Origin of the sequence: Sphingopyxis sp. H115 (assembly GCF_001468465.1) — a bacterium.
Taxonomy (GTDB): Bacteria; Pseudomonadota; Alphaproteobacteria; order Sphingomonadales; family Sphingomonadaceae; genus Sphingopyxis.
In genome coordinates this window covers 126280-150631 of record NZ_LNSA01000008.1, presented here as the reverse complement: position 1 = coordinate 150631, position 24352 = coordinate 126280, and the positions used below count along the sequence as shown (strand labels likewise).

The window sequence follows — 24352 nt, the reverse complement described above, 5'->3', positions numbered from 1 at the left end:
TTATTGCCGACATCTGGAACGAATGATGCGCGAAGGCAAGCGCGGGCTTATCGCGGCTGGCGGACGATCCAGCCGGCCCGCAAGGCGAGCATCGCCGCGAACGCCACCGCAGCCATATAGGCGAGCGGCGGCGACCACAGGACGGCCCGTGCGCCGAGCACGGCACCGCCCGCCAGCCCCGCCCACAGGCCCAGATGGTGCAGCCACCGGCGATCGCCCTCGCCGCGCAGCGCATTGGCGATTTTCTGGCCCATCTGGACGAGCGTACCCGTCATATAGGTAACGCCGACGACCGATCCGTCGCGCCCCTCGATCGCCGCGTTGACAACCCCCATTGCAAAGGCAAGGCACAGGATCGCGCTCCAGCCATCGGATTGCAGCCGTAATAGCGAGGCAATTCCAAGCAAGAGGGCGACGCATAGCAGCACCGCCGGCGCGCGTCGCACCCCGGCGCGCGCGCCGACGAGCGATCCCGCAACGACGCCGGTGACGAAGACCGCGATAATCGCGCCAGCGACGAGCGCCGCGTGCTGCCATTCGGCAAGCCCCACCGCCAGTCGCGTCGAATTGCCGGTCATGAAGGACACGAAAAAGCCCGTCGATTCCACAAAGCCGATTGCATCGACGAAACCGGCGAGCACCGCCGTCCCGACCGCGAGCATCTGGACCTGCCGGTCGAAGCGGATCATCCCGTCAAACCAGCGCCTCGATCGCCTCGGCCAGCGTCGCGTCGCGTTCGGACAAGCCATCGGCGTCGTGCGTCGTCAGCAATATATCGACGCGGTTGTAGACGTTCGACCATTCAGGGTGATGATCCATCTTTTCGGCGATAATCGCGACGCTCGCCATGAAACCGAAGGCCTGCGCGAAATCGGCGAACTGGAACCGCCGGGTGATCGCATCGCGCGACGGTTCGTACGTCCATTCGGGAAAGCGGGCGAGGAGCGCGGTGCGCTGTGCGTCGTCGAGTTTCTGGACCATTTTCTTTCTCCCGCTGGTCAAGGCCGTGCGCTCGCCATAAGGATGCGAGCGATGAGCGACAAGCCTAGCCTGCCAGCCGGATGGACCGGAACCGCCCCCGACGCCGACGCGCTGTTCGCAATGGCCGAAGCGGCGCTCGAAACCATGCCCGATGTGTTCAAGCCGCATATCGAGGGCGTCGTGATTTCGGTCGAGGAATTCGCCGAGGACGAAGTGCTGGCCTCGCTCGACATAGAGCATCCCTATGACCTCACCGGCCTGTACGAAGGCCGGCCGCTGACCGAGCGCAGCATCGGCGAAAGCGGCGGCATGCCCGACCGCGTCACCCTCTATCGCATCCCCATCCTCGTCGAATGGATCGAGACGGGCGAAAAGCTCGAGTGGCTGGTGCGGCATGTGCTGATCCACGAGATCGGCCATCACTTCGGCTTTTCGGACGACGATATGCACTCGCTCGAGGATATGGCGTGACGAGGCTTTTGCGGCTGGACGATGTGGCCTGCATCCGCGGCGACCGGTTGCTGTTCGAGGGGCTGTCGTTGGCGCTGAATCGCGGCGACGCGCTGTGGCTGCGCGGCCCCAATGGGACAGGCAAGTCGAGCCTGATCCGGTTGGCGGCGGGGCTGCTACGCCCAGCCGCCGGCACGATCGAACGCCGCGAGCGTGTCGCGCTGATCGACGAAGCGGCGGCGCTCGACGCCGAGCTGCCGCTGCGCCGCGCGCTCGATTTCTGGGCGAGGGTCGACACGGTCGATGGGCATAGCGTCGACCGCGCGATGGACGAAATGGCGCTGAACAATCTGGCCGAAGTGCCGGTCTCGATGTTATCGACCGGCCAGCGCAAGCGCGCCGCGATGGTGCGCGTGATCGCGAGCGGCGCGCCGATCTGGCTGCTCGACGAGCCCGCCAATGGCATGGACGATGCAGCGCAGGCGCGGCTGGTCGCGGCGATTGCGAGGCACCGGGCGAACGGCGGCGCGGTGCTGCTGGCGTCGCATTTTGCAATCGGGGTTCCCAATCTCGCCGAACTCGACATGGGCGCGCTCGCATGACCGCGCTGATCGCCCTCTTCTGGCGCGACCTCCGCCGCGCGTGGGGCAGCGGGGCGTTGTGGCTGCCGGTGCTGTTCTTCCTGCTCGTCGCCACCGCTTTCCCCTTTGCCGTCGGCCCCGATGCGCCTCTGCTGCGCCGCGCGGGCGGTGGAATGGTGTGGGTCGCCGCACTGCTTGCGGCGCTGTTGCCGATCGACCGGCTGGTGAAGCCTGACAAGGATGCCGGCGTGCTGGACCAGCTCGCGGTGCGCGGGTTCGCCGACGAGGTGATCGCCGCCGTCAAGATCGGTGCGCATGCCATTGGTTTCGGATTGCCGCTGATGGTGGCGCTCTTCCCGGCGGCGGCGCTGCTGGCGCAGGATAGCGGGCGGGTCGAGATACTGGCCACAGGCATCGCCATTGCCGTCCCCGCGCTCGCCTCGCTCGCGGTGCTGAGCGCCGCGCTGACCGCGAACCACAAGGGCGGCAGCGCGGTCGGCGGGCTGCTGATCCTGCCGCTCGCCGTGCCCATGCTGATCTTCGGGGCGGGGATGCTCGATCCGTCGGGGCGCGGCGCGGTCAAGCTGCTGGCGGCGACCAGCCTGCTGCTGACGGTGATCGGGCCGTTTGCGGCGGGGGCGGCGCTCCGGGGCCTGCGCGAATGACGCGCCAGTCGCTCGCGCATGTCGCGCTGGTGGTGCGCGACTATGACGAGGCGATCGACTTCTATGTCGGTACGCTCGGCTTCACGCTCGTCGCCGACGAATATCAGCCAGCGCAGGACAAGCGCTGGGTACTCGTCGCCCCGCCGGGCAATCCCGAGGGCGGCGCGGCGATCCTGTTGGCCCGGGCGGCGAACCCGGATCAGGCCGCATTCATCGGCAACCAGTCGGGCGGGCGCGTCTTCCTGTTCCTGCAGACCGACGATTTCGCGCGCGATTATCAACGCCTGCTCGACAAAGGCGTGCGGATCGAGCGCGAGCCGCTGGAGGCAGACTACGGCACGGTCGCGGTATTTCTCGATCTCTATGGCAACAAGTGGGACCTGATTGAATTCCGTTGATTCGAACGGAGGACGACAGACGACTTTTGTCCTTAAAGACACAAAAGCCCCGCATGGATGCGTCGAAAATGTGTCCTTTGTGGCTTTAAGCGCAGGATGGGTGCGGGAGGATCGTGAGGCGCGGTTCGAGGCAAGCCACCCTGTCATCCAATATCGTAGATCATGGCGAACCTTTTTAGGAAAGGGCTTTTTGGGGTGTCCGATAGGGACCGGCTGCGGACATTCGGCTGCCTAAGGCGTCTGAAGGATTTCAGCCGACGGTTTTCGGAAATGCCAAGCTGGCGCTGCGATAGCTAACACCACGCCGCTCATCACTTGCCAATACCCTGATGTCCCAATGAGTTTGGCTTCCATATAGGATAAAGTTACGAAGGCCGCGGCAGCAAGGCCACAGATAATGCCGAAGATTGCAGAGCCCCTGCTCTGAATCAGAAGATGGGCACCAACAAGAGCTGATGACAATAGTAGCGCAGCAGCGATTAGGAGTGCAGGTTCAGCTCGATCCGCAGCATCGCCAAACGGCGCGACGAGGCCGCTAAGGCCAAACACACAGCCGAGGGCCAGCGGAGCTACAAAGCCTAGAATTTCGACGATTCGCTTCATTTCGGTCTCCTGATCTTCGACCAATAGCTATACCGCATGTCCGTCCGCTCTCCATCCGACAGCCGCCCCTTGCGCCCAGCTTCTTCGGCAACACCCATCATATTGCTTCATTCTCCGCGCCCGTCCGATTAGACAAAGCCATGGCCGAGCGCCCCGCCCCGCTGATCCGAACAGTGGCCCTTGTCGCCATCGTGATCTCCGTCGTGGCGATCCCCCTTGCCTTTCGCGATCAGTTCGTGGCGGCAAGCGATGCGGTGTTGGCGGCGTCGGACGACCGCCCGTTCGCTGCCGCCGCGCTCATCGTGAGCGCGCTGACGGTCGACGTGTTCCTGCCGGTGCCCAATGGCGTTACCACGACGCTGGCGGGGGCGGCCTTTGGCTTCGTCATCGGGGCACTTGTCATCTGGCTCGGGCTGATGGGCGCCTGCCTTGCAGGATATGCGATCGGCCGCTGGGCCGCCCGGCCACTCGCGGCGCGCTGGCTTGGCGCCGGCGACCTCGAACGCGCCCACCGGCTGGCCGAGCGCGCCGGCCCGGTCGCGCTGATCGTATCGCGTCCCGTTCCCATCCTCTGCGAAGCGATCCCGATCGCCGCCGGGCTGGCTGGCATGGCCCTCAAAACCTTTGTCTTCGCCGTCGCGCTCGGCAATCTTGGTGTCGCGCTCGTCTTCGCTGCGATCGGCGCCGCGGCGATCGAGCATGGCTCGACCGGCCTGGCAATGCTCGGCGCCGTCGGACTGCCGCTCGTCGCATGGCTCGCCTGGCAGGGCGCCGAACGGTGGCGCGATGCGAAGAGGAAGAAAGCGGGAACATCGCGCTAGGCCGCCCCGCTCCCCCCTGCTACATCCCCCGCCATGTCCGACAAGAATCACCTCTATCTGGTCGATGGCTCCAGCTACATCTTCCGCGCCTATCACCGCCTGCCGCCGCTGACGAACCCGAAGGGCGTGCCCGTGGGCGCGGTCTATGGCTATACGACGATGCTGTGGAAGCTTGCGAAGGACCTGCACGACGCCGACGGGCCGACGCACCTTGCCGTCATCCTCGACCATAGCAGCCAGTCGTTCCGCAACGAGATTTACGACCAGTATAAGGCGAACCGTCCCGAGCCGCCGGAGGATCTGCGCCCCCAATTCCCGCTGATCCGCGACGCGACGCGCGCCTTCTCGCTACCCTGCATCGAGATGGAGGGGTTCGAGGCCGACGATCTGATCGCCTCTTATGCCGAAGCGGCGGTGCGCGAGGGCTGGGACGTCACGATCGTGTCGTCGGACAAGGATTTGATGCAGCTGATCCGCGAACCCGCCGACGGGCCGCATGTCGACATGCTCGATACGATGAAGAACGTCCGGCTGGGCCTCGACGCGGTGAACGAGAAATTCGGCGTCACCCCCGACCTCGTCGGCGACGTCCTCGCGCTGATGGGCGACAGCGTCGACAATGTGCCGGGCGTGCGCGGGGTGGGGCCCAAGACCGCGACCAAGCTGATCCAGGAATATGGTAACCTCACCGCGGCGCTCGACGGGGCGGAGGGCATGAAGGCATCGAAGTTGCGCGAAAACCTGATCGAACATCGCGCAATGGCCGAATTGTCGCGCATCCTCGTCGATCTGAAACGCGACTGCCCCCTGCCCGATCCGCTCGATGCGTTGAAACTCGGCGCGATCCCGCCCGAACCGCTGAAGCTGTTCCTCGACGAACATGGCTTTCGCTCGCTCTCGGCAAAGCTCGACCTTGGCGCCACGCCCGGTGGGCCGCCGACGCTGCCTCGCGCCGCGGCGGCCCCGGCGGCGGCGCACTCCGGACCGTCGACGCCAACGCTGCCCGCCATGCCGGCGATCGACCGCGCGCTTTACGAAACGGTGACGACAATCGAAGCACTCGACCGCTGGATCGAGGAGGCACGCGCTGCGCATGTGGTCGCGATCGATACCGAAACCGCGACGCTCGACAGCGTCACGGGGACATTGGTCGGGGTCAGCCTGGCGACGGCGCCGGGCCGCGCCTGCTATATCCCGCTCGGCCATGGCGGGACCGACATGTTCGCCGAAAAACCCGAGCAAGTGCCGCTCGGCGACGCCGTCGGGCGGCTTCACGCGCTCTTCGCCGACGAAGCGGTGCTCAAGGTCGGCCACAATCTCAAATATGATATCGGTGTGCTCGCGCAGCACGGCATCACCGTCGCGCCCTATGACGATACGCTGGTGATGAGCTTCGCGCTCGACGCGGGCAAGCACCAGCACGGCCTCGACGAGCTGGCGAAACTGCACCTCGACCATGTCTGCATTTCGTTCAAGGAGGTGTGCGGGACCGGCAAGTCGCAGATTAGCTTCGCCGAAGTGCCGCTCGACCGTGCGACCCAATATGCGGCGGAGGACGCCGAGGTCGCGTGGCGCCTCTGGAAGCTGCTGAAGCTGCGCCTGCCGATCGAGGGCGGGACGCGCGTCTATGAGATGGTCGATCGCCCGCTGGCGTCGGTCGTCGAGGGGATGGAACGCGCGGGCATCATGGTCGACCGCGAATATCTCGCCCGCCTGTCGGGCGAGTTTGCGGGCGAAATGCTGCGCATCGAGGGCGAAATCCACGAGCTAGCGGGCCAGCCCTTCGCGATCGGCAGCCCCAAGCAGCTCGGCGAAATCCTGTTCGACAAGCTTGGCCTGAAAGGCGGGCGCAAGGGAAAGTCGGGCGACTGGTCGACCGACCAGAACGAACTCGAACGGCTCGAACGCGACGGGGTGCCGATCGCGCGCAAGATCTTGGAATGGCGCCAGCTGTCTAAACTGAAATCGACCTATACCGACGCGCTGCAGCAGCAGATCAACGCGACGACGGGCCGCGTTCACACGAGCTACAGTCTCGTCGGCGCGCAGACCGGGCGGCTGTCGTCGACCGATCCCAACCTGCAGAATATCCCGATCCGTACCGAAACCGGCCGCCAGATCCGCGACGCCTTCATCGCAGCGCCCGGCCATGTGCTGATCGCCGCCGACTATAGCCAGATCGAGCTCCGGCTTGCAGCGCATATGGCCGACGTGCCCGAACTCAAGGAAGCCTTCGCGCGCGGCGACGATATTCACGCCGCGACCGCGATCGAATTGTTCGGCGAGGTCAATCGCGACACGCGCGGCAAGGCGAAGACGGTCAATTTCTCGATCCTCTACGGCATTTCGCGCTGGGGCCTCGCGGGCCGGCTGGAGATCACGCCCGACGAGGCGCAGGCGCTGATCGCCCGCTATTTCGAACGCTTCCCCGGCATCTCGGATTATATCACCGACACGCTCGAAAGCGCGCGCGCCAAGGGCTATACCGAAACCTTGTTCGGCCGGAAAACCTGGTTCCCGCGGATCAAGGCGGCGAACCAGAATGAGCGCGCAGGCAGCGAGCGCGCCGCGATCAACGCACCGATCCAGGGCACGAGCGCCGACCTCATAAAGCGGGCGATGGCGCGGATGCCCAAGGCGCTGGCCGACGCTGGCCTGTCCGACGTCAAGATGCTGCTGCAGGTCCACGACGAGCTCGTGTTCGAGGCGCCAGAGGACAAGGCCGAAGCCGCGGGGGCGGTAATCCGGGCGGTCATGTCGGGCGCTGCCGAACCCGTACTCGAACTTTCGGTCCCGCTCGAGATCGAGGTCGGCACGGGCAAGAGCTGGGGCCAGGCGCATTGATCGAGACCCTGCTGCTCGTCGCGGCGTCGCTTGCCGCCGACCCCGCCGCCGCGCCGCCCGAAACGGCGGCGCCCGCTGCCTCCGCAGCCGCATCGCCCGTCGCCGACGCCGACCTGCGCGAATTCGCCGCGATCGCGGGGCGCAAGGTCGTCGGCCGCCCCGTCGGCGGCCCGTTCGTCAACGCCGACAAGGTGCTGCTGATCGCGCGCGACGACAAGGGCTATCCGGCGATCGCCGCCAGCATTGGCTTTTCCGCCCGCCAGTCGCTGCCGCCGCCGCCGCAAGGCACGCTGGCCGTCGTGCGGCTGCACCAGCGGTCGGAAACGATCGTTCCCGGCCCGACCGCGGACGATCTCGCCTTTGTCGCGGCGAACAGGCTGCCGCTCTTCGTCATCGGCGAATGGGCACGTCCCGCGCCGATGTGGGAGGTCGCGTGGATCGACGACGCGGTGCGATACCGCACGATCGGCGAAGTCGGCGAAATCGGCCCTTGGCGGGACTGACCGGGCGAAGCCCGCGCCGCGCCGACCGCCCTGCCCTTTCGCATCCGTGACTTTCGTTCTATGACGATGCGATGACGTCTGACTGGCACCTTTGTGACAGCCGGTAACAAAGGGTCCACATGAGCAAGTTCGAACCCGTCGCGAAAGCGCCGGTCCGCATTCAGCAGAATATCCTCGCGCGCAGCGAACGCCGCCTGCTCAACTGGCTGTGCGCGCGGCTGCCCGGCTGGGTCACCCCCGACCAGCTGACCACGCTCGGCTTTGTCGGCGCCTGCCTTGTCGCCGCGGGCTATCTGCTCAGCTGGTTCGACAGCGAATGGCTCGGCCTCTCGCTCGCCGGCTATGTCGTCAACTGGTTCGGCGATTCGCTCGACGGCAGCCTCGCGCGCTGGCGCGGCATCGAACGCCCCAATTACGGCTATTTCGTCGACCATAGCGTCGACGCGCTCGCCACCTTCCTGATGATCACCGCGATCGGAATGAGCCCCTATATGCGGCTCGACGTCGCGCTTATGGGGGTCATCGGCTATTTCCTGCTGTCGATCCACACCTTCATTTCGGCAAAGATCCTTGGAGAATTCCGCCTGTCCTACATGGCCGGCGGGCCGACCGAACTGCGCCTGATGCTGATGACGATGACGGTGCTGATGCCGATCGTCGGCGGCGAGGACATCCAGGGCACCAACTTCTCGCCTTTCGACCTGTTCGCGCTCGTCGTCGCGAGTATCCTCGTGACGCTGTTCATCGTCCAGACCTCGTCGACCGCGCGCATGCTCCGCCGCCGCGGCGGCTAGGGTTATCGGAGAGGCGGCAGCGGCCCGTTATCCTTCGACCTTAGGGTCGTACGCGCGCCTGGGCGTACGTGCCGAGCAGGCGCAGCGACTTGGTCTGGAAATCCAACTCCTCGAGCGCGCGGTCGATCCGCTCGTCGCCCGGCGCCCCGACAATATCGGCATAGAATTGCGTCGCGGCAAAGCTGCCGCCTGTCTGATAGCTTTCGAGCTTGGTCATGTTGACGCCGTTGGTCGCAAAGCCGCCAAGCGCCTTGTAAAGCGCCGCCGGAATATTCTTCACCTCGAACATGAAGGTCGTCATCACCGGCCCTTCGATCGCCGAAAAATCGGGCAGCGGCTCGCGCGCGAGCACGACGAAGCGCGTCATATTATGGTCGGCATCCTCCATGCCGGTGCCGTGCAGCGTCAGCCCGTAAAGCTCCGCGGCATGCGGCGGCGCCAGCGCGGCGAGCCCCACTTCGTCGCTGTCGGCAACCCACGCCGCAGCGCCCGCGGTGTCGCTGTGCGCGACCGGGGCGATATTGTTGGCGCGCAGCCAGTGGCGGCATTGCCCCAGCGCCTGCTCGTGACTCATAGCGCGGGTGACGGGGCCGAGGTCCCGGCTCATCAGCCCGTAACGGATCGGCAGGAAATGTTCGCCGACGATCGACAGGCCCGATTCGGGCAGCAGGAAATGAATGTCGGCGACGCGGCCGTGGAGGCTGTTCTCGATCGGGATGATGGCACGGTCGACGCGGCCGTCGCGCACGGCGTCGATCGCATCCTGAAAGGCGTAGCAGGGCATCGGCAGCGAGTTCGGGTCATATTCGCGCGCGGCAAGATCACTGTTCGCCCCCGGAGCCCCCTGAAACGCGAGCCCGCGCGCCGGATCGGCAAGCGCCACCGTCCGCATTTTATCGACCAGATGCTGCGCCGAAGCCGAATAACTGCCCATGACTGCCTTCCCAGGGTGGAGTCGCGGCGCATAGCCGTCCCGCAGCGGCCGCGCAACCGGCGCCCGCCCTCTTCGCTCCCCACCCGATTTCATCCCCTTGCGCCGCCGTCGCCGCGCCAGTAAGGGAGCGTCCAAATCAAATATGCGCCCGCCACACGGGCGTCAGCTAACGGGGCTGCTAGAGCATGGACAATCGCAACAACACTATTGCCGGCTGGGTGCTGTTCGCTGGCATTTGCGCGCTGGGCCTGACGATCGGGTCGAGCATGTTGTTCGCCAGCCACGCGCCGGAAAAGCCTGGCTACCCGATCGAAGACGCCGAAGCCGGCGCGGGCGGCGGCGAATCGGCCGTGCCGCTAGCCAACCTGCTCGCCGCCGCCGACCCGGCGAAGGGCGAAGCGGTGTTCGCGAAATGCGCCGCGTGCCACACCATCAACTCGGGCGGAGCGAACGGTATCGGTCCCAATCTGTTCGGCGCGCTCGGCAAGACCCACGGCCATGTCCCCGGCTTCGCCTATTCGGATGCGCTGAAGTCGGTTCCCGGCAACTGGGACTTCGAAGGCATGGACGCCTGGCTGACCAGCCCGCGTAAATATGCACCCGGCACGAAAATGTCCTTTGCGGGCCTGAGCAATCCCGAAGATCGCGCGAACCTGATCGTCTATATGAACACGCAGGGTTCGAACCTGCCGCTTCCCGCCCCCGAAGCCGCGCCGGCGGCTGCCGAAGGCACCGCAGCGGCGGAAGGCGAAGCTGCGGCACCCGCCGCCGAAGGCGCCACCGCCCCGGCCGCCGACGCAGCGGCAGCAGCCCCCGCACCGGCCGAAGCCAAGAAATAATGCGGATCGCGCCCGTCCTGCTGGCGGGCGCGCTGGCGCTCGCCGGTTGCGGCAAGGGCGACGAGCAGGGCAGCCGGTCGGAACCGGCCGCGCCCGGTTCCGTTCCCGAAACCCCGGCCGTCGCACCGACAGCGGCGATGGGCGAGCAGGTCTTCAAACGCTGCGTCGCCTGTCACACAATCGACAAGGGCGGATCGAACGGCATCGGCCCCAATCTGCACGGCGTCGTCGGGCGGCCCGTCGCGTCGCACGCGGGCTTTTCCTATTCGGGCGCGATGAAGGCCAAGGGCGGCGTTTGGGACGAGGCCGCACTCGACACCTATCTGGAAGCGCCGATGAAGGCCCTGCCCGGCACCCGCATGGCCTTTGCCGGGGTGATCGACCCGACGGATCGCAAGGCGCTGATTCTGTATCTGGAAAGCCAAAAATAGCCTGAAAAGCCCTCCCCGGCGGCGAAGTCATGGGGAGGTAGCAGTGCCCTTCGGCTGCCTTGCAGGCGCTCAGGATGAACTGCGCCTTTGGCGCAGCGCTGACGGAGAGGCAATATGACGCGATGTTGCGCCCCTCCACCACCGCCTGCGGCGGCGGTCCCCCTCCCCACCGCTACGCGGCAGGGAGGATCGGAAATCTCAATGCTGTTCGATGTTCGCGTAAAAATCCTGAATGATTTTCCACGCCTCGTCCGCGGTCTCGACGAATTGGAACAGGTCGAGATCGCGAGCGCTCACCACGCCTTCCTCGACCAGCGCGTCGAAATTGACGACGCGGTGCCAGAATTCCTTGCCGAACAGCACGATCGGGATCGGCTTGATCTTGCCCGTCTGGATCAGCGTCAACAGCTCGAACATCTCGTCGAACGTGCCGAAACCGCCCGGAAAGACGCAGACGGCGCGCGCGCGGAGCAGGAAGTGCATCTTCCTGAGCGCGAAATAGTGGAACTGGAAACTCAATGACGGCGTGACGAAGCGGTTGGGTGCCTGTTCGTGCGGAAGCACGATGTTCAGCCCGATCGATTCGCGCCCCTCGTCGGCGGCGCCGCGGTTCGCGGCCTCCATGATCGACGGCCCGCCGCCCGAGCAGACGACGAAATGGCGACATCCCTTGTCGTCGCACGGATATTGGCTCGCAAGCCGCGCGAGCGCGCGCGCCTCGTCATAATATCTTGCCTTGGCCTTCAGGCGCCGGGCGATATTGCGCGTGGCATCGTCGGTCGCGGCCGCCTCGAGCGCGTCCGCTTGCGACGGTTCGGGAATGCGCGCCGAGCCATAGATGACCAAAGTCGATTCGATGCCCGCCTCGTCGAGTAGCAATTCGGGCTTGAGCAGTTCGAGCTGGAAGCGAACGGGCCGCAGATCCTCGCGCAGCAGGAAGTCATTATCCTGGAACGCCAGCTTGTAGGCGGGATGTGCCGTCTGGGGGGTGGTGGTCGCCTGCTGGGCGAACTGCGCGTCGTCCTTGGCCTTGTGGAAACGCGAACGATGGGGTTGTTTATCTTCTGCCATTGGCGGACGGCTAGCCGGTTCGACCCGCTTTGCCAAGCTCAGCGGCAGTAGCCGTTGCCACTCATGTCGAAATGGAAATGATTATAATGCGCCGCGTTGTAATCGGGCCCAAGCACGGTGCCGAAGCGGCGACAGCCCGATTTGTGAAGCGCGCGCAGGAATTCCTGCGAGGACCTGTCCCCCTTCCACCCGCCGTCGAGCATGATCCGGCGTCCGTCGGCCAGCACAAAGCCCGACACGTCGATCGCGTTCGAATAAGCATGTTGCGACAGGCGCCCCGAACGCCCGCCATAGATATTGCGGCAGCTATAGGTGCCGAACGTCTCGATCTTCACGACCTCGGTGCCGAAATATTTGCGCGCCGCGGGCTTCACCGCATATTGCGCCCACGCCGCAAAATTGCGGGCGAGCGGACAGGTCATCGGACCCAGCCCCGATACCGGGACTCCGACGTCGAGCAGCTTGACCGAATCGATCGAGGTACAGCCGCCGCCATGATCCTGATTCGCAAGCGGGGTGAAGCGTACGCCCGCCTGTTTCAGGTTGAACGCGCATTGCTGCGCCTCGGCGCTGGTAAAGGAGGGCGTTCCGACCGCCTGCGGCCGGCTCGGCTTGCTCGCGACCGGACGGTTGCCGCCACTGTTCTTCATCGCTTCGGGCGCGCCGAAACAGGCGGAAAGCGCCAGCGCCGCGCAGGTTGCGATCAATATCCGGGGCTTCAGGAACATCGAGATCGGCATGGCCGTCAAAATACCGACGAAATGGTTAACAAGCTGTATACCCTTTGCTCCGTTCATCGAAAATTTCGCGCGGCCGGTGCAATTTGTTTGACAGTTGCGCCCCCGCCCCTAAACGCGGCGCCGGGCCACGCGGTCCCAACGCCGCGCGAGCTCTCTGCAAGGAGAGACTATGATGAGTGAAGTGACGACGCCACAGGTGCGCCCGGCGCGCCCCTATTTTTCCTCCGGACCCTGCGCCAAGCCGCCGGTCTGGTCCCCCGACAAACTAGCTACCGAATCGCTGGGGCGCTCGCACCGTGCCAAGATCGGCAAGACGCGCCTGCAGTACTGCATCGACCTGATGCGCGAAATGCTGCAGCTTCCCGACACGCACCGTATCGGCATCGTTCCGGGCAGCGACACCGGCGCCTTCGAAATGGCGATGTGGACGATGCTGGGCGCGCGCCCGGTCACAACGCTGGCGTGGGAAAGCTTCGGCGAGGGTTGGGTCACCGATGCCGCCAAGCAGCTCAAGCTCGATCCTACGGTCATCCGTGCCGATTACGGCCAGCTTCCCGACCTGACCCAAGTCGACTGGTCGAACGACGTCCTCTTCACCTGGAACGGCACCACCAGCGGCGTCCGCGTTCCAAACGGCGACTGGATCGCCGACGACCGCGAGGGCCTGAGCTTCGCCGATGCGACCAGCGCGGTGTTCGCCTACGACCTGCCGTGGGACAAGATCGACGTCGCGACCTTCAGCTGGCAAAAAGTGCTCGGCGGCGAAGGCGGGCACGGCGTACTGATCCTCGGCCCGCGCGCGGTCGAACGCCTCGAAACCTACACCCCCGCCTGGCCGCTGCCGAAGGTGTTCCGCCTCGTTTCAAAGGGCGCGCTGGCCGAGGGCGTGTTCAAGGGCGAGACGATCAACACCCCGTCGATGCTCGCGGTCGAGGACGCAATCTTCGCGCTCGAATGGGCGAAGTCCTTGGGCGGCCTCGACGGCCTGAAAGCGCGTAGCGACGCCAACGCCGCGGCGCTCGACACGATCGTTTCGGACCGCAATTGGCTGTCCCACCTCGCCGCCGATCCCGCCAGCCGATCGAAAACCTCGGTCTGCCTGTCGGTCGCCGGGGCCGACGCGGATTTCATCAAGAAATTCGCCGGACTGCTCGAAAAGGAAGGCGCGGCCTATGACATCGCGGGTTACCGCGATGCACCGCCGGGGCTGCGCATCTGGTGCGGCGCGACCGTCGACACCGCCGATATCGAGACGCTCGGCCCGTGGCTCGACTGGGCCTACGAAACTCTCTCCGCCTAATTTTTTTCGTCATCCCCGCGAAACGGGGACCCAGAGCGTGCGTGGGCTGATCCCACACTGGGTTCCCGCTTTCGCGGGAATGACGAGGTTAAAGGATCATAGACATGACCGCACCCAAAGTCCTCATCAGCGACAAAATGGACCCGAAAGCCGAAGCGATCTTCAAGGAACGCGGCATCGACGTCGATGTCATCACCGGCAAGACCAAGGACGAACTGATCGCGATGATCGGTGCCTACGACGGCCTCGCGATCCGTTCGGCCACCAAGGTCACCGCCGACGTCCTCGCCGCGGCGACGAACCTGAAGGTCGTCGGCCGTGCCGGAATCGGCGTCGACAATGTCGACATTCCCGAAGCGTCGAAAAAGGGCGTCATCGTGATGAACACGCCCTTTGGCAACAGCATCACCACCGCCGAACATGCGATCGCGATGATGTTCGCGCTCGCGCGCCAGATCCCCGAAGCCAATGCCGGAACGCAAGCGGGCAAATGGCCGAAGAACGACTTCATGGGGGTCGAGCTGACGTCGAAGACGCTCGGCCTGATCGGCTGCGGCAACATCGGCAGCATCGTCGCCGAGCGGGCGCTCGGCCTCCGCATGAAGGTCGTCGCCTTCGACCCCTTCCTGACCCCCGAACGCGCGATCGAACTGGGCGTCGAAAAAGCCGACCTCGACACGCTGCTCGCCAAGGCCGATTTCATTACGCTGCACACACCGCTGACCGACCAGACGCGCAATATCCTGTCGGCCGAGAATATCGCCAAGGCGAAGAAAGGCGTGCGGATCATCAATTGCGCGCGCGGCGGCTTGATCGACGAAGCGGCGCTGAAGGACGCGCTCGAGAGCGGCCATGTCGCAGGCGCTGCGCTCGACGTTTTCCAGACCGAGCCGCCGGCGGCCGATCACCCGCTGTTCGGCGCGCCGAACTTCATCTGCACGCCGCACCTCGGCGCGTCGACCGACGAGGCGCAGGTCAATGTCGCCATCCAGGTCGCCGAGCAGATTAGCGATTACCTGCTGACTGGCGGCATCACCAACGCGCTCAACGTGCCCAGCCTGTCGGCCGAGGAAGCGCCGAAGCTGCGCCCCTATATGAGCCTCGCCGAAAAATTGGGCAGCCTCGTCGGGCAGCTCGCGCACGACAATCTCACCACCATCTCGATCGAGGTCGAAGGTGCAGCCGCCGAATTGAACCTCAAGCCGATCACCGCCGCCGTGCTCACCGGGCTGATGCGCCGCTATTCGGACAGCGTGAACATGGTCAACGCCCCGCATCTCGCGCGCGAGCGCGGGCTCGATGTACGCGAAGTCCGCCACGATCGCGAGGGCGACTATCACACGCTTGTCCGCGTCACGGTCGCCACCGAAGCGGGCGATCGTTCGGTGGCGGGCACCTTGTTCGGCAACAACGAACCGCGCCTCGTCGAAATGTTCGGGATCAAGGTCGAGGCCGATCTCGACGGCGATATGCTTTATATCGTCAACGAGGATGCGCCGGGCTTCATCGGCCGCATCGGCGGCGCGCTGGGCGATGCGGGCCTCAACATCGGCACCTTCCACCTCGGCCGCCGGGCCGCGGGTGGCGAAGCGGTGCTGCTTTTGAGCCTCGATTCGCCGATGCCCGAGCCGCTCTTGTGGCAGGTCTGCCAGCTTCCTGGCGTCAAGACGGTGAAGGGCCTGAAGTTCTGATAAGTCCCCCTCCCGCAAGCGGGAGGGGAGAAATATTGAATCAGCCTCTCCACCATCCTAAGGCCACCGCATGACCAAGGCCCCTGCCCTGCTGCCCGAAGGCCTCCGCGACCGCCTGCCCGCGCAGGCCGAAGCCGCCTCACGCGTTACCCGCGCGCTCGTCGATGCGATGCGCGCGCACGGCTATGGCCGCGTCGCACCGCCGCTCGCGGAGTTTCGCGAAACGCTCGGCGGCGATGACGACCGCTCGACCCGCGACCTGCTGCGCTTCACCGATCCGGTGTCGCAGCGCACGCTCGCACTACGCCCCGACATTACGCGGCAAGTCGGCCGCATCGCGACCTCGTTGCTTGCCAACGCGCCGCGCCCGCTGCGCCTCTGCTACGCAGGGCAAGTCGTCAAGCTGCGCGCGAGCCAGCTCCGCCCCGCGCGTGAGATGCTGCAGGTCGGCGCCGAACTGATCGGCAGCGACAGCGTGGCAGCGGCGCGCGAGATCGTGACGGTCGCGATCGACGCGCTCGAGGCCGCGGGCATCGGGCCGGTCACGATCGACTTCACGCTTCCCGACGTCGTCGACCTGCTCGCGAACGGTCCCCTTCCGGTGGATACCGACATCCAGCAGCTGCGCGACGAGCTCGATGCCAAGGACGCCGGCGCGCTGACCCGGCTCGGCGCCGAAGCCTATCTGCCCTTGCTCCGCGCCACCGGCCCGTTCGACCAGGCGATCGCCGACCTCCGCGCGTTCGACGCCAGCGGCGTCCTCGCGGCACGCATCGATGCGCTCGAAGCCATCGCCGCGCCGATCCGCGATCGTGTGACGCTGACGCTCGATCCGACCGAGCGCCACGGCTTCGCCTATCAAAGCTGGTTCGGCTTTCAGGTCTTCGTGCCGGGACAGGGCGATGCGGTCGGCCGCGGTGGCGGCTATTCGATTCCCGTCGGCGAACAGGAGGAAGCGGCGGTCGGCTTTTCGCTCTACCCCGATCCGCTGATCGACGCCGGACTTGGCGCGGAAAGCGACGCCGATCGCCGCATTTTCCTTCCGCTCGGCCACGATCCCTTGCTCGCGGCGAGCCTGCGCGCGGACGATTGGCAGACGGTCGCCGCGCTGTCGGAGAGCGACCACGCCCCCGCGCTCGGCTGTGGCTGGCGCCTCGGCCCCGAGGGGCCGGTCAAAGCCTAAAAGTCGGAAAATCCGAAGCGCGGGATGCCCTGGTTGACGCCGGGCGGATCGAGCACGGTCACGTCGAGTTCGACCGCTTCGCCGATCCAGTGGGCCAGCGTCGTATGGTCGGCAAGATCGTCATCGGTCAGCGGGTGAACGAGCGCACGGAGCCCAGTCGCCTCGATCGCCGCAATGACGGCCGGCGCGGTCTTCGCCAGAAAATGCACCTCATATTGCGCGATCGGATGCGGCCCTAAGGCGCCGTCGGTCATATCGCCAACGAACAGAATGGCGGGGTCGTTACCGAAATCGTCGCGCAGCGCGACGGCGGCGGGCCGCTCCGCTGGATCATAATAGATATGGGCGTGATAGGGAGCGTCGGGATTGGCCATGTCCCGATCCTATCGCCTAAATCAGCGGGCGAATACCCGTTTCAACCACGCATCGACCGTTGCCGTCGGCGCATAAGCCGGATCGCCGAGGCTGCGGTTGATTTCGGCATGGCCCTTGAGCCCCTCGCCGGGAAAGCTACCGTGCTCGACGCGACTTCCGCCGGATTCAAGCGCCGCGCCCAAGGCTTTCGCCTGCCGCACGCCGTCGGCGCGCTGGACATAGAGGAGCAGGAATTGCGGCGCGTTGGGTGCGACCGCCTGCTGCGTCGGCGACACCGCCTTTTGCCGCGCGGGATCGGCGCCGAACGCCTGCGCATAGGTTTTCTGCATGATCGGCGGGCCATCTTTCATTTGCGCCGCCACGTCGTAGGCCGCGCCGTCGATCGGGATCACGCCCGATATGTCGGCAAAGGTCAGGCCCGCGCCCTTCAGATAGCGTTCGTCGGTGCCGACCAGCGCCACCAGATGCGCGCCCGCGCTATGCCCCATCAGCACGATGCGCCGCCGGTCGATGCCGAGCGCACCCGCCCGATCCACCAGTGCCTTGACCGCGCTCGCGACATCGGCCGCCTGTTGTTCGACCGTCGCCGCGGGCACGAGCCGATAATTGATCGAGGCAAAGGCATAGCCTTGCGCCGGATAATGCTCCGCCTTGAAACGCCCCGTCGCATTGTCCTTGCTGCCGCGCTTCCACCCGCCGCCATGGACAAAGACAATCAGCGGCGCCGGCTCTTTGGTGCCCTTTGCGCGCCAGACATCGAGGACTTGCAGCGCGTCGCTGCCATAGGCAATCGTCTCGCTGCCCGGCACCTTGGGGCCTTCGTCGGCGCCCATGCGCTCGGCAAGGCGCGCACCGACCCGGTCGCGCAGCCGTTCGCGGGCATCGGCGAAGGGGCCGGGCACCGCGACACTCGCGACCGCAAAGGCGGCAACCGCCCCATATCCTATCCAGCTTTGCTTCATCATCGTCGGTCTCCGCTACTCCGGTTTCGGGAACGTGCCGCCCAAATGTCGCAATTTCATCCCACCTCCCTTGCCTCTGCGGCCAAATCCGCTAAGGCCGCGCCGGGTCGGGATGGCCCCGCACAGCAGGACATTGTCATGGCAAATGTTACCGTCATCGGGTCGCAATGGGGCGACGAGGGCAAGGGCAAGATCGTCGACTGGCTCGCCAGCCGCGCCGACGCCGTGGTCCGCTTCCAGGGCGGTCATAACGCCGGCCATACGCTGGTCGTCGGCGAACAGGTCTACAAGCTGTCGCTGCTTCCCTCGGGCATCGTCACCGGCACGCTGTCGATCATCGGCAACGGGGTCGTGCTCGACCCGTGGGCGCTGCGCGACGAGATCACCAAGCTGCGCGGCCAAGGCGTCGAGATCAATGCCGATAATTTCGCCATCGCCGACAATTGCGCGCTGATCCTGCCTTTTCACCGCGACCTTGATGCGCTGCGCGAGACGGCGGCCGGCGCCGGCAAGATCGGCACTACCGGGCGCGGCATCGGCCCGGCCTATGAGGACAAGGTCGGCCGCCGCGCGATCCGCGTCTGCGACCTCGCGCATCTCGACAAGCTCGAACCGCAGCTCGATCGCCTCACCGCGCATCACGACGCGCTCCGCGCCGGTTTCGGCGAGCCGCCGATCGACCGCGAACGCCTGATCGCCGACCTTAAGGAAATCGCCGATTATGTGCTCGAATATGCGCAGCCCGTCTGGAAGCGCCTGAAAAAGGTACGCAAGGCCGGCGCCCGCATCCTGTTCGAAGGCGCGCAGGGCGTGCTGCTCGATATCGATCACGGCACCTATCCCTTCGTGACCAGCAGCAACACCGTCAGCGGCACCGCGGCGTCGGGTTCGGGCCTCGGCCCGGGCGCGGTCGGCTTCGTCCTCGGCATCGCCAAGGCCTATACGACGCGCGTCGGCAGCGGCCCCTTCCCGACCGAGCTCGACGACGAGATCGGCCAGCGGCTCGGCGAACGCGGGCATGAATTCGGCACCGTAACCGGGCGCAAGCGCCGCTGCGGCTGGTTCGACGCGGTGCTCGTGCGCCAGAGCTGCGCGGTGTCGGGTGTCACCGGCATCGCGCTCACCAAGCTCGACGTGCTCGACGGCTTCGACACGATCCGCATCTGCACGGGATACCGCCTACGCGGCAAGATCCTCGACTATTTCCCCGCGCACGCCGCCGATCAGGCCGAGGTCGAACCGATCTACGAGGAAATGGACGGCTGGCACGAATCGACCGCGGGCGCGCGCAGCTATGCCGACCTGCCCGCACAGGCGATCAAATATATCCAGCGCGTGCAGGAACTGATCGAAACCCCGATCGCGCTCGTGTCGACCAGCCCCGAGCGCGAGGACACGATCCTGATCCGCGATCCGTTCAGCGACTGATACTGGCCGCAGCCACATCGCGGATTGCCGCAACAAAGCCCGCCGGGTCGTCCTCCTGGATGAAATGTCCGCCACTCAGCGTGCGGTGCGCCATGCCCTGCGCGCCCGGCACCCGCGCCGTGAACAGCGCATCGCCGCCGCGCGTGATCGGGTCGCCGTCGGAAAAGCAACACAGGAATGGCTTGTCGAACGCCTCCAGCGCCGCCCAGGCGCGCTTCTGATCTGGCACCGCGATATTGTCGCCCAGCGGCACGAACGACGGATAGACCCGCGCCGCGACCTTCGATGCACGGGTCGGAAACGGCGCGTCGTAGGCTGCGATTTCCCCGGCGCTCAATTCGCGCTTGGCGCCCGCCTTGACGATCTTGCCGATCGGGAAAACCGGACTGTAGCGCGAAAAGGCGCGCCAGATCGCGAACGCGCGCGGGGCGGGCTGGCCTTCGGGCAGGCCACCGTTGGACAGCGCGACGCCGGCGAACCGTTCAGGCATTTCGGCGACGAGCCGCAAGCCGATCAGCGAACCCCAGTCCTGACAAGCAAGGATCATGTTATTGAGGTCGAGCGCCTCGACCCATTGCCGCATCCACGCGACCTGCGCCGCATAGCTGTATGCGCTGCGGTCGAGCGGCTTGTCCGACCGGCCGAAGCCGATGAGGTCGGGCGCGACGACGCGAAAGCCCGCCGCAGTCGCCGGGCCGATCATATGGCGATAGAGATAGGACCAAGTCGGCTCGCCGTGCAGCATCAGCACCGGCTGCGCGCGCTGCTCCCCTTCATCGACATAATGGACGCGAAGCTCGTCGGCGATCTCGACATATTTCGGTGCATAAGGCCAGTCGGGCAGTCCCGCAAAACGCTCCTCCGGTGTGCGATAGACGCGCGTCATATTCTCTCCCCCATGGTCGATTGCAGCTTAGGCGGCTTCCGTTTGGGCGCAAGCCATGCCAGATTGCGGCATGACCCGACATATCCTTGTCTTTTATGGCAGCTACCGCCGCGACCGGCAGGGCATCAGGCTCGCGCGCTGGCTGGTCGATGCCATCGTTGCGCGTGGCGACACAGCGGAACTGATCGACGCCAAGGCAATCGACCTGCCGATGCTCGACCGCATGTACAAGGAATATCCGAAGGGCGAGGCGCCCGCCGCGATGGAGGAACTCGCAGGGAAGATCCGCGCCGCCGACGGTTTCCTGTTCGTTACCGGCGAATATAATTGGGGGCCGCAGCCGGGGCTCAAGAACCTCACCGATCATTATCTCGAGGAATGGTTCTGGCGTCCCGCCGCGATCGCCTGCTATTCGGCGGGGTCGTTCGCCGGGGTGCGCGCGATGATGGGATGGCGCGACATATTGGGCGAGATGGGGATGGCGGTGATCTCGTCGATCCTGCCCGTCGCGCGCATCGGCAAGGCCTTCGACGCCGACGGCCAGCCCACAGGCGACGAGGGCAAGCAACTCGAACGGCTGTTTCCGCGCTTCGCCGACGACCTCAATTGGTGGATCGACGCCGCGAAGGCGCAGCGCGCGAAGGTCGATCCACCCTACTAACCCGACTTGAGCTCGCGGCTGAGCCGAAGGCTGGCGCGCCAGAAGAAGAAGGCGGGGATCAGCCCCAGCCATGCCGCGCCATAAAGGACGTAGCGCACGCTTTCCTGGCCATAGGCCGGCGCGAGCGCGTCGGACAGCACGCCGAACAGGAAGGGCCCGAAGCCGAGGCCGATCAGATTCTGGCCGAACAGCATGATCGACGCCGCGACCGCCCGCGCCTGCGGCCGCACCAGCCCCTGCACGCAGCCATAGGCGGGTCCGTAATAGGCGGAATTGAGGATCGTCGGCACGATCAGCAAGGCGACCGCAATGATCCAGTTTTCCATGTAATAGCCGAGGAACAGGACCGGCGCCGCGAGCGCCATGCCATAGGCCGGCAGCGTCAGGATATGCTTCTTGTCGCGCGACCCCAGCTTGTCGGCGACCTTGCCGCCGAGCCAAGTTCCGAATACGCCCGCTACCCCCAGCACGACCGCCATCGACAGTCCCGCCTCGGTGGTCGACAGGCCGTGGCTTCGGATGAAGAAACTGATCGTCCACAGCGCCTTGCCATAGCCGAGGAAGGCCGTGACCGACGCTGCGATCAGGATATAAACAAAAGCGCGCGACGCAAAGATTTCGCGCATCGCCTCACCCGTCGAAAGCGCAGCCGGTTTCGGCGCGCCTGCGTCGATCTCCGGCCTCAGATGGCGCGGCTCGCGCAGCACAAACAGCACCACCAGCGCGAGTATCAACCCCGGCAGTCCGACAAGCATCAATGCGACGCGCCAGCCATAAAGATCGTTGACGATTCCGCCGATGATCAGCCCCAGCAGCGACCCGATCGGCACGCCCATCCCATAGAAGGCAATGGCCGACGAGCGTTTCGCGGGCGGCACGCTGTCGGTGATCAGCGAATGGGCCGCTGGCGTACACCCCGCCTCCCCGATGCCCACGCCGATGCGCGCGAAAAGCAGCTGCACGAAATTCTGCGCAAGGCCGCACACGGCGGTCATCGCCGACCAGATCGCGAGTGCGAGCGAGATCAGCCGGATGCGATTGGTGCCCTCCTTGTCGGCATAGCGCGCGATCGGAATGCCGAGCAGCGCATAGAAAACCGCAAAGGCCGGACCGGCAAGCAGGCCAAGTTGGGTGTCCGAAAGCCCGAGATCGGTCTTGATGGGTTCGGCGAGGATATTGACGATCTGCCGGTCGAGGAAATTGAAGATATAGACGATCAGCAGCACCCACAGCATCGTCCGCGTTTGCGCGGAAACGCCATCGGCCGACGGCGAAGCGATACCCGGAGCCGGTGCGGCCTTGTCAGTCATTTATATCTCCCGCCGCCATGGGAGCAGACCGGAGGGACCGGTGTCAACGTCCTTGCGGCACGCCGGAAACATTGGCTTACAATTGCCGTTACGGCCACCGCCACGCAGCGCGTGGAAAAATTTTTCGACCGGTCAGGGTCAGTCGCGCCGCGACTTCCGATCCCGGTCCTCCAGTTCGAGCAATTCCATCGGGACATGGATCGCCCGCACCGCCAGCCGGACCTCGACGAGGAACAGGATCAGCGAGACGAGCAGCAACAGCATCGCCGCCGCAAAAGCCCATGACGCCGCAACGCCGAGGTTGATGCCCGTGAACGCCTGCGTGAACAGGAGCGCGACGAGCAGACAAACAACGATCCCGCACGCCACGGCAGAGAGGATCGAATTGTTGATGATCCCCATACGCCGGTCAGCGATGCGCAGTTCGGCCACGATGCGCTCATGTTCGAGGCCTTCGGTCTCGGCCCAGCGTTCCATCAGGTTACGCGAACGGTCGACAACGCGCGCGAGGCGGCCCGCGATGACATTGAGCAGGCTGCCGGTCGCGACCAGGAGGAATACCGGCGTGACCGACAGCTGGATCGTCTGCGCGATGGCGCTCGCGTCGGGTGTCACTTACGCGCCGCCGCCTGCCGCGACCGACGGGGTGTTTACGCCGTGCATGGCGAGGAACTTGCGAACGTTGCGCGCTGCCTGCCGGATGCGCTGCTCGTTCTCGACCATCGCGATGCGGACATAGCCTTCGCCGTCCTCGCCATAGCCGACGCCGGGTGCGACTGCGACCTTGGCATGGGTCAGCAATTGTTTGGAAAATTCGAGGCTGCCCATTTCCTTGAGCGCGGGCGGCAATGGCGCCCAGGCGAACATCGACGCGGGCGGGCTCGGGATATCCCAGCCGGCGCGCGCGAAGCTTTCGACCATCACGTCGCGGCGCTTCTGATACAGCTCGCGGTTCTTCGCGACAATGTCCTGCGGCCCGTTGAGCGCCGCGCACGCCGCGGCCTGGATTGGGGTGAAGGCACCATAGTCGAGGTACGACTTCACCCGGGTCATCGCGGCGATCAGACGCTTGTTGCCGACCGCAAAGCCCATGCGCCAGCCCGCCATCGAATAGGTTTTCGACATCGAGGTAAATTCGATCGCGACGTCCTTGGCGCCCGGCACCTGCAGGATCGAAGGCGTCGGATTGCCGTCGTAATAAAGCTCCGAGTAAGCGAGGTCGCTGAGGACCCAGACCTTATTCTCCTTCGCCCATGCGACGAGGCGCTCGTAGAAGGCAAGGTCGACGGCTTCGGCGGTCGGGTTCGACGGATAGTTGACGACGAGGATCGACGGGCGCGGCACGGTGAACGCCATCGCGCGGTCGAGCGCGCGCCAGTAATTCTCGTCGGGCGTCGTCGGCACGCTGCGGATCGTCGCGCCGGCGATGATGAAGCCGAAGGTGTGGATCGGATAGCTGGGGTTCGGCGCGAGTACGACATCGCCGGGACCCGTGATCGCGGTCGCAAGGCTCGCCAGCCCCTCCTTCGACCCCATCGTCACGACAACTTCGCTTTCGGGATCGAGGTCGACGTTGAAGCGGCGGCCGTAATAATTGGCCTGCGCGCGGCGAAGCCCCGGAATACCCTTCGACTGCGAATAGCCGTGCGCGTCGGGCTTCATCGCGACTTCGCACAATTTTTCGATCACGTGCGCGGGCGGCGGCAGGTCGGGGTTGCCCATCCCCAGGTCGATGATGTCCTCTCCCGCGGCGCGGGCGGCCGCACGCATCGCATTCACTTCAGCGATGACGTAGGGCGGCAGGCGCTTGATGCGATAGAATTCATCGTCGGACATGGGAAACTAGAACAACTCCTTTGCGTATGCGTTTTGACCTATGCTTTTGAATTGACGCGAGCGGC

27 protein-coding genes are annotated in these 24352 nt (G+C 65.5%); 15 read left to right on the top strand and 12 right to left on the bottom strand.

Going from position 1 to position 24352, the window contains the following annotated elements:
- Nucleotides 1-47: 47 nt before the first annotated feature.
- Both ATE71_RS08170 and ATE71_RS08165 read right to left on the bottom strand, forming a co-directional pair.
- Complete coding sequence (locus tag ATE71_RS08170) at nt 48-689, bottom strand: YoaK family protein (RefSeq protein ID WP_058802968.1); 642 nt, start codon at nt 687-689, stop codon at nt 48-50.
- Between the two features lie 4 nt (nt 690-693).
- Nucleotides 694-981 carry a 4a-hydroxytetrahydrobiopterin dehydratase gene (locus tag ATE71_RS08165; RefSeq protein ID WP_058802967.1) on the bottom strand — a complete coding sequence of 96 codons (288 nt, stop codon included), beginning with the start codon at nt 979-981 and terminating at the stop codon, nt 694-696.
- Nucleotides 982-1032: 51 nt separating this feature from the next.
- Between ATE71_RS08165 and ATE71_RS08160 the strand changes: the two genes are divergently transcribed.
- From ATE71_RS08160 to ATE71_RS08145, 4 genes are read left to right on the top strand one after another with little or no spacing between them, the layout of a single operon-like run.
- On the top strand, nt 1033-1452 hold the full coding sequence (locus ATE71_RS08160; RefSeq protein WP_058802988.1) for a metallopeptidase family protein: 420 nt from the start codon (nt 1033-1035) through the stop codon (nt 1450-1452).
- Nucleotides 1449-2033: a heme ABC exporter ATP-binding protein CcmA gene (ccmA, locus tag ATE71_RS08155; protein ID WP_058802966.1), complete on the top strand. Its 585-nt coding sequence runs from the start codon at nt 1449-1451 to the stop codon at nt 2031-2033. The genes ATE71_RS08160 and ccmA overlap by 4 nt, the downstream gene beginning before the upstream one ends.
- Nucleotides 2030-2677: a heme exporter protein CcmB gene (locus tag ATE71_RS08150; protein WP_058802965.1), complete on the top strand. Its 648-nt coding sequence runs from the start codon at nt 2030-2032 to the stop codon at nt 2675-2677. Before ccmA ends, ATE71_RS08150 begins: the two co-directional genes overlap by 4 nt.
- The gene (locus ATE71_RS08145) at nt 2674-3075 is read left to right on the top strand and encodes a VOC family protein (RefSeq protein WP_058802964.1); all 402 of its coding nucleotides are present in this window, start codon (nt 2674-2676) and stop codon (nt 3073-3075) included. The genes ATE71_RS08150 and ATE71_RS08145 overlap by 4 nt, the downstream gene beginning before the upstream one ends.
- A 231-nt stretch (nt 3076-3306) precedes the next feature.
- On the opposite strand, the gene ATE71_RS22080 is transcribed toward ATE71_RS08145, so the two are convergent.
- Nucleotides 3307-3678, bottom strand: coding sequence for a hypothetical protein (locus tag ATE71_RS22080; protein WP_152998690.1), 372 nt, complete (start codon nt 3676-3678; stop codon nt 3307-3309).
- 140 nt (nt 3679-3818) lie between these two features.
- Between ATE71_RS22080 and ATE71_RS08140 the strand changes: the two genes are divergently transcribed.
- The 4 genes from ATE71_RS08140 (at nt 3819) to ATE71_RS08125 (ending at nt 8640) form a co-directional block, all read left to right on the top strand.
- A complete protein-coding gene (locus ATE71_RS08140; protein ID WP_058802963.1) occupies nt 3819-4499 on the top strand; it encodes a TVP38/TMEM64 family protein in 681 nt (226 codons plus the stop codon).
- 33 nt (nt 4500-4532) lie between these two features.
- On the top strand, nt 4533-7343 hold the full coding sequence (polA, locus tag ATE71_RS08135) for a DNA polymerase I (protein ID WP_058802962.1): 2811 nt from the start codon (nt 4533-4535) through the stop codon (nt 7341-7343).
- The gene (locus tag ATE71_RS08130) at nt 7340-7846 is read left to right on the top strand and encodes a hypothetical protein (protein WP_058802961.1); all 507 of its coding nucleotides are present in this window, start codon (nt 7340-7342) and stop codon (nt 7844-7846) included. The genes polA and ATE71_RS08130 overlap by 4 nt, the downstream gene beginning before the upstream one ends.
- Nucleotides 7847-7965: 119 nt before the next feature.
- Nucleotides 7966-8640: a CDP-alcohol phosphatidyltransferase family protein gene (locus ATE71_RS08125; RefSeq protein WP_058802960.1), complete on the top strand. Its 675-nt coding sequence runs from the start codon at nt 7966-7968 to the stop codon at nt 8638-8640.
- A gap of 40 nt (nt 8641-8680) precedes the next feature.
- Here ATE71_RS08125 and ATE71_RS08120 read toward each other — a convergent pair whose 3' ends face one another.
- On the bottom strand, nt 8681-9574 hold the full coding sequence (locus tag ATE71_RS08120; RefSeq protein ID WP_058802959.1) for a prephenate dehydratase: 894 nt from the start codon (nt 9572-9574) through the stop codon (nt 8681-8683).
- Between the two features lie 185 nt (nt 9575-9759).
- On the opposite strand from ATE71_RS08120, the gene ATE71_RS08115 reads away from it, so the two are divergent.
- Both ATE71_RS08115 and ATE71_RS08110 read left to right on the top strand, forming a co-directional pair.
- Nucleotides 9760-10413: a c-type cytochrome gene (locus tag ATE71_RS08115; protein ID WP_058802958.1), complete on the top strand. Its 654-nt coding sequence runs from the start codon at nt 9760-9762 to the stop codon at nt 10411-10413.
- Nucleotides 10413-10844 carry a c-type cytochrome gene (locus ATE71_RS08110; RefSeq protein ID WP_058802957.1) on the top strand — a complete coding sequence of 144 codons (432 nt, stop codon included), beginning with the start codon at nt 10413-10415 and terminating at the stop codon, nt 10842-10844. Before ATE71_RS08115 ends, ATE71_RS08110 begins: the two co-directional genes overlap by 1 nt.
- Before the next feature lie 198 nt (nt 10845-11042).
- Here the strand turns inward: ATE71_RS08110 and ATE71_RS08105 are convergent, their stop codons facing one another.
- Entirely contained in the window at nt 11043-11915 is an 873-nt protein-coding gene (locus ATE71_RS08105) for an LOG family protein (RefSeq protein WP_058802956.1), read from the bottom strand.
- Between the two features lie 38 nt (nt 11916-11953).
- Nucleotides 11954-12643: an extensin family protein gene (locus tag ATE71_RS08100; protein ID WP_235587959.1), complete on the bottom strand. Its 690-nt coding sequence runs from the start codon at nt 12641-12643 to the stop codon at nt 11954-11956.
- 181 nt (nt 12644-12824) lie between these two features.
- Here ATE71_RS08100 and ATE71_RS08095 point away from each other — a divergent pair, with 181 nt between their 5' ends.
- The 3 genes from ATE71_RS08095 to ATE71_RS08085 all read left to right on the top strand — a co-directional run bounded on the left by ATE71_RS08095 (nt 12825) and on the right by ATE71_RS08085 (nt 16829).
- A complete protein-coding gene (locus ATE71_RS08095) occupies nt 12825-13955 on the top strand; it encodes a phosphoserine transaminase (protein WP_414892653.1) in 1131 nt (376 codons plus the stop codon).
- Nucleotides 13956-14059: 104 nt separating this feature from the next.
- Nucleotides 14060-15646 carry a phosphoglycerate dehydrogenase gene (serA, locus tag ATE71_RS08090; RefSeq protein WP_058802954.1) on the top strand — a complete coding sequence of 529 codons (1587 nt, stop codon included), beginning with the start codon at nt 14060-14062 and terminating at the stop codon, nt 15644-15646.
- Nucleotides 15647-15716: 70 nt separating this feature from the next.
- The gene (locus ATE71_RS08085) at nt 15717-16829 is read left to right on the top strand and encodes an ATP phosphoribosyltransferase regulatory subunit (protein WP_058802953.1); all 1113 of its coding nucleotides are present in this window, start codon (nt 15717-15719) and stop codon (nt 16827-16829) included.
- Here ATE71_RS08085 and ATE71_RS08080 read toward each other — a convergent pair.
- Complete coding sequence (locus ATE71_RS08080; protein ID WP_058802952.1) at nt 16826-17203, bottom strand: DOPA 4,5-dioxygenase family protein; 378 nt, start codon at nt 17201-17203, stop codon at nt 16826-16828. The two genes, ATE71_RS08085 and ATE71_RS08080, sit on opposite strands and share 4 nt — an antisense overlap.
- 21 nt (nt 17204-17224) lie before the next feature.
- Nucleotides 17225-18169, bottom strand: coding sequence for an alpha/beta hydrolase (locus ATE71_RS08075; RefSeq protein ID WP_058802951.1), 945 nt, complete (start codon nt 18167-18169; stop codon nt 17225-17227).
- Nucleotides 18170-18304: 135 nt separating this feature from the next.
- Here ATE71_RS08075 and ATE71_RS08070 point away from each other — a divergent pair, with 135 nt between their 5' ends.
- The gene (locus tag ATE71_RS08070; protein ID WP_058802950.1) at nt 18305-19594 is read left to right on the top strand and encodes an adenylosuccinate synthase; all 1290 of its coding nucleotides are present in this window, start codon (nt 18305-18307) and stop codon (nt 19592-19594) included.
- Here ATE71_RS08070 and ATE71_RS08065 read toward each other — a convergent pair.
- Nucleotides 19584-20480, bottom strand: a complete 897-nt coding sequence (locus ATE71_RS08065; protein WP_058802949.1) for a haloalkane dehalogenase — start codon at nt 20478-20480, stop codon at nt 19584-19586. The genes ATE71_RS08070 and ATE71_RS08065 overlap by 11 nt on opposite strands.
- A 70-nt stretch (nt 20481-20550) precedes the next feature.
- Between ATE71_RS08065 and ATE71_RS08060 the strand changes: the two genes are divergently transcribed.
- Complete coding sequence (locus ATE71_RS08060) at nt 20551-21141, top strand: NADPH-dependent FMN reductase (protein ID WP_058802948.1); 591 nt, start codon at nt 20551-20553, stop codon at nt 21139-21141.
- Here ATE71_RS08060 and ATE71_RS08055 read toward each other — a convergent pair.
- From ATE71_RS08055 to ATE71_RS08045, 3 genes are all read right to left on the bottom strand, one after another.
- Nucleotides 21138-22451 (bottom strand): spinster family MFS transporter, encoded by a 1314-nt coding sequence (locus ATE71_RS08055; protein ID WP_082665141.1) that lies wholly within the window; start codon nt 22449-22451, stop codon nt 21138-21140. The genes ATE71_RS08060 and ATE71_RS08055 overlap by 4 nt on opposite strands.
- Nucleotides 22452-22589: 138 nt before the next feature.
- Entirely contained in the window at nt 22590-23066 is a 477-nt protein-coding gene (locus ATE71_RS08050) for a DUF2721 domain-containing protein (protein ID WP_058802947.1), read from the bottom strand.
- Nucleotides 23067-24287: an LL-diaminopimelate aminotransferase gene (locus tag ATE71_RS08045; protein WP_058802946.1), complete on the bottom strand. Its 1221-nt coding sequence runs from the start codon at nt 24285-24287 to the stop codon at nt 23067-23069.
- Nucleotides 24288-24352: the final 65 nt, after the last annotated feature.

Bases quoted from the DNA above. Each gene is read 5' to 3' on its own strand.
- ATE71_RS08170 (WP_058802968.1), bottom strand. From the start codon at position 689: ATGATCCGCTTCGACCGGCAGGTCCAGATGCTCGCGGTCGGGACGGCG.
- ATE71_RS08165 (WP_058802967.1), bottom strand. From the start codon at position 981: ATGGTCCAGAAACTCGACGACGCACAGCGCACCGCGCTCCTCGCCCGC.
- ATE71_RS08160 (WP_058802988.1), top strand. From the start codon at position 1,033: ATGAGCGACAAGCCTAGCCTGCCAGCCGGATGGACCGGAACCGCCCCC.
- ATE71_RS08150 (WP_058802965.1), top strand. From the start codon at position 2,030: ATGACCGCGCTGATCGCCCTCTTCTGGCGCGACCTCCGCCGCGCGTGG.
- ATE71_RS08145 (WP_058802964.1), top strand. From the start codon at position 2,674: ATGACGCGCCAGTCGCTCGCGCATGTCGCGCTGGTGGTGCGCGACTAT.
- ATE71_RS22080 (WP_152998690.1), bottom strand. From the start codon at position 3,678: ATGAAGCGAATCGTCGAAATTCTAGGCTTTGTAGCTCCGCTGGCCCTC.
- ATE71_RS08140 (WP_058802963.1), top strand. From the start codon at position 3,819: ATGGCCGAGCGCCCCGCCCCGCTGATCCGAACAGTGGCCCTTGTCGCC.
- polA (WP_058802962.1), top strand. From the start codon at position 4,533: ATGTCCGACAAGAATCACCTCTATCTGGTCGATGGCTCCAGCTACATC.
- ATE71_RS08125 (WP_058802960.1), top strand. From the start codon at position 7,966: ATGAGCAAGTTCGAACCCGTCGCGAAAGCGCCGGTCCGCATTCAGCAG.
- ATE71_RS08120 (WP_058802959.1), bottom strand. From the start codon at position 9,574: ATGGGCAGTTATTCGGCTTCGGCGCAGCATCTGGTCGATAAAATGCGG.
- ATE71_RS08115 (WP_058802958.1), top strand. From the start codon at position 9,760: ATGGACAATCGCAACAACACTATTGCCGGCTGGGTGCTGTTCGCTGGC.
- ATE71_RS08110 (WP_058802957.1), top strand. From the start codon at position 10,413: ATGCGGATCGCGCCCGTCCTGCTGGCGGGCGCGCTGGCGCTCGCCGGT.
- ATE71_RS08105 (WP_058802956.1), bottom strand. From the start codon at position 11,915: ATGGCAGAAGATAAACAACCCCATCGTTCGCGTTTCCACAAGGCCAAG.
- ATE71_RS08100 (WP_235587959.1), bottom strand. From the start codon at position 12,643: ATGTTCCTGAAGCCCCGGATATTGATCGCAACCTGCGCGGCGCTGGCG.
- ATE71_RS08095 (WP_414892653.1), top strand. From the start codon at position 12,825: ATGATGAGTGAAGTGACGACGCCACAGGTGCGCCCGGCGCGCCCCTAT.
- serA (WP_058802954.1), top strand. From the start codon at position 14,060: ATGACCGCACCCAAAGTCCTCATCAGCGACAAAATGGACCCGAAAGCC.
- ATE71_RS08085 (WP_058802953.1), top strand. From the start codon at position 15,717: ATGACCAAGGCCCCTGCCCTGCTGCCCGAAGGCCTCCGCGACCGCCTG.
- ATE71_RS08080 (WP_058802952.1), bottom strand. From the start codon at position 17,203: ATGGCCAATCCCGACGCTCCCTATCACGCCCATATCTATTATGATCCA.
- ATE71_RS08075 (WP_058802951.1), bottom strand. From the start codon at position 18,169: ATGATGAAGCAAAGCTGGATAGGATATGGGGCGGTTGCCGCCTTTGCG.
- ATE71_RS08070 (WP_058802950.1), top strand. From the start codon at position 18,305: ATGGCAAATGTTACCGTCATCGGGTCGCAATGGGGCGACGAGGGCAAG.
- ATE71_RS08065 (WP_058802949.1), bottom strand. From the start codon at position 20,480: ATGACGCGCGTCTATCGCACACCGGAGGAGCGTTTTGCGGGACTGCCC.
- ATE71_RS08060 (WP_058802948.1), top strand. From the start codon at position 20,551: ATGACCCGACATATCCTTGTCTTTTATGGCAGCTACCGCCGCGACCGG.
- ATE71_RS08055 (WP_082665141.1), bottom strand. From the start codon at position 22,451: ATGACTGACAAGGCCGCACCGGCTCCGGGTATCGCTTCGCCGTCGGCC.
- ATE71_RS08045 (WP_058802946.1), bottom strand. From the start codon at position 24,287: ATGTCCGACGATGAATTCTATCGCATCAAGCGCCTGCCGCCCTACGTC.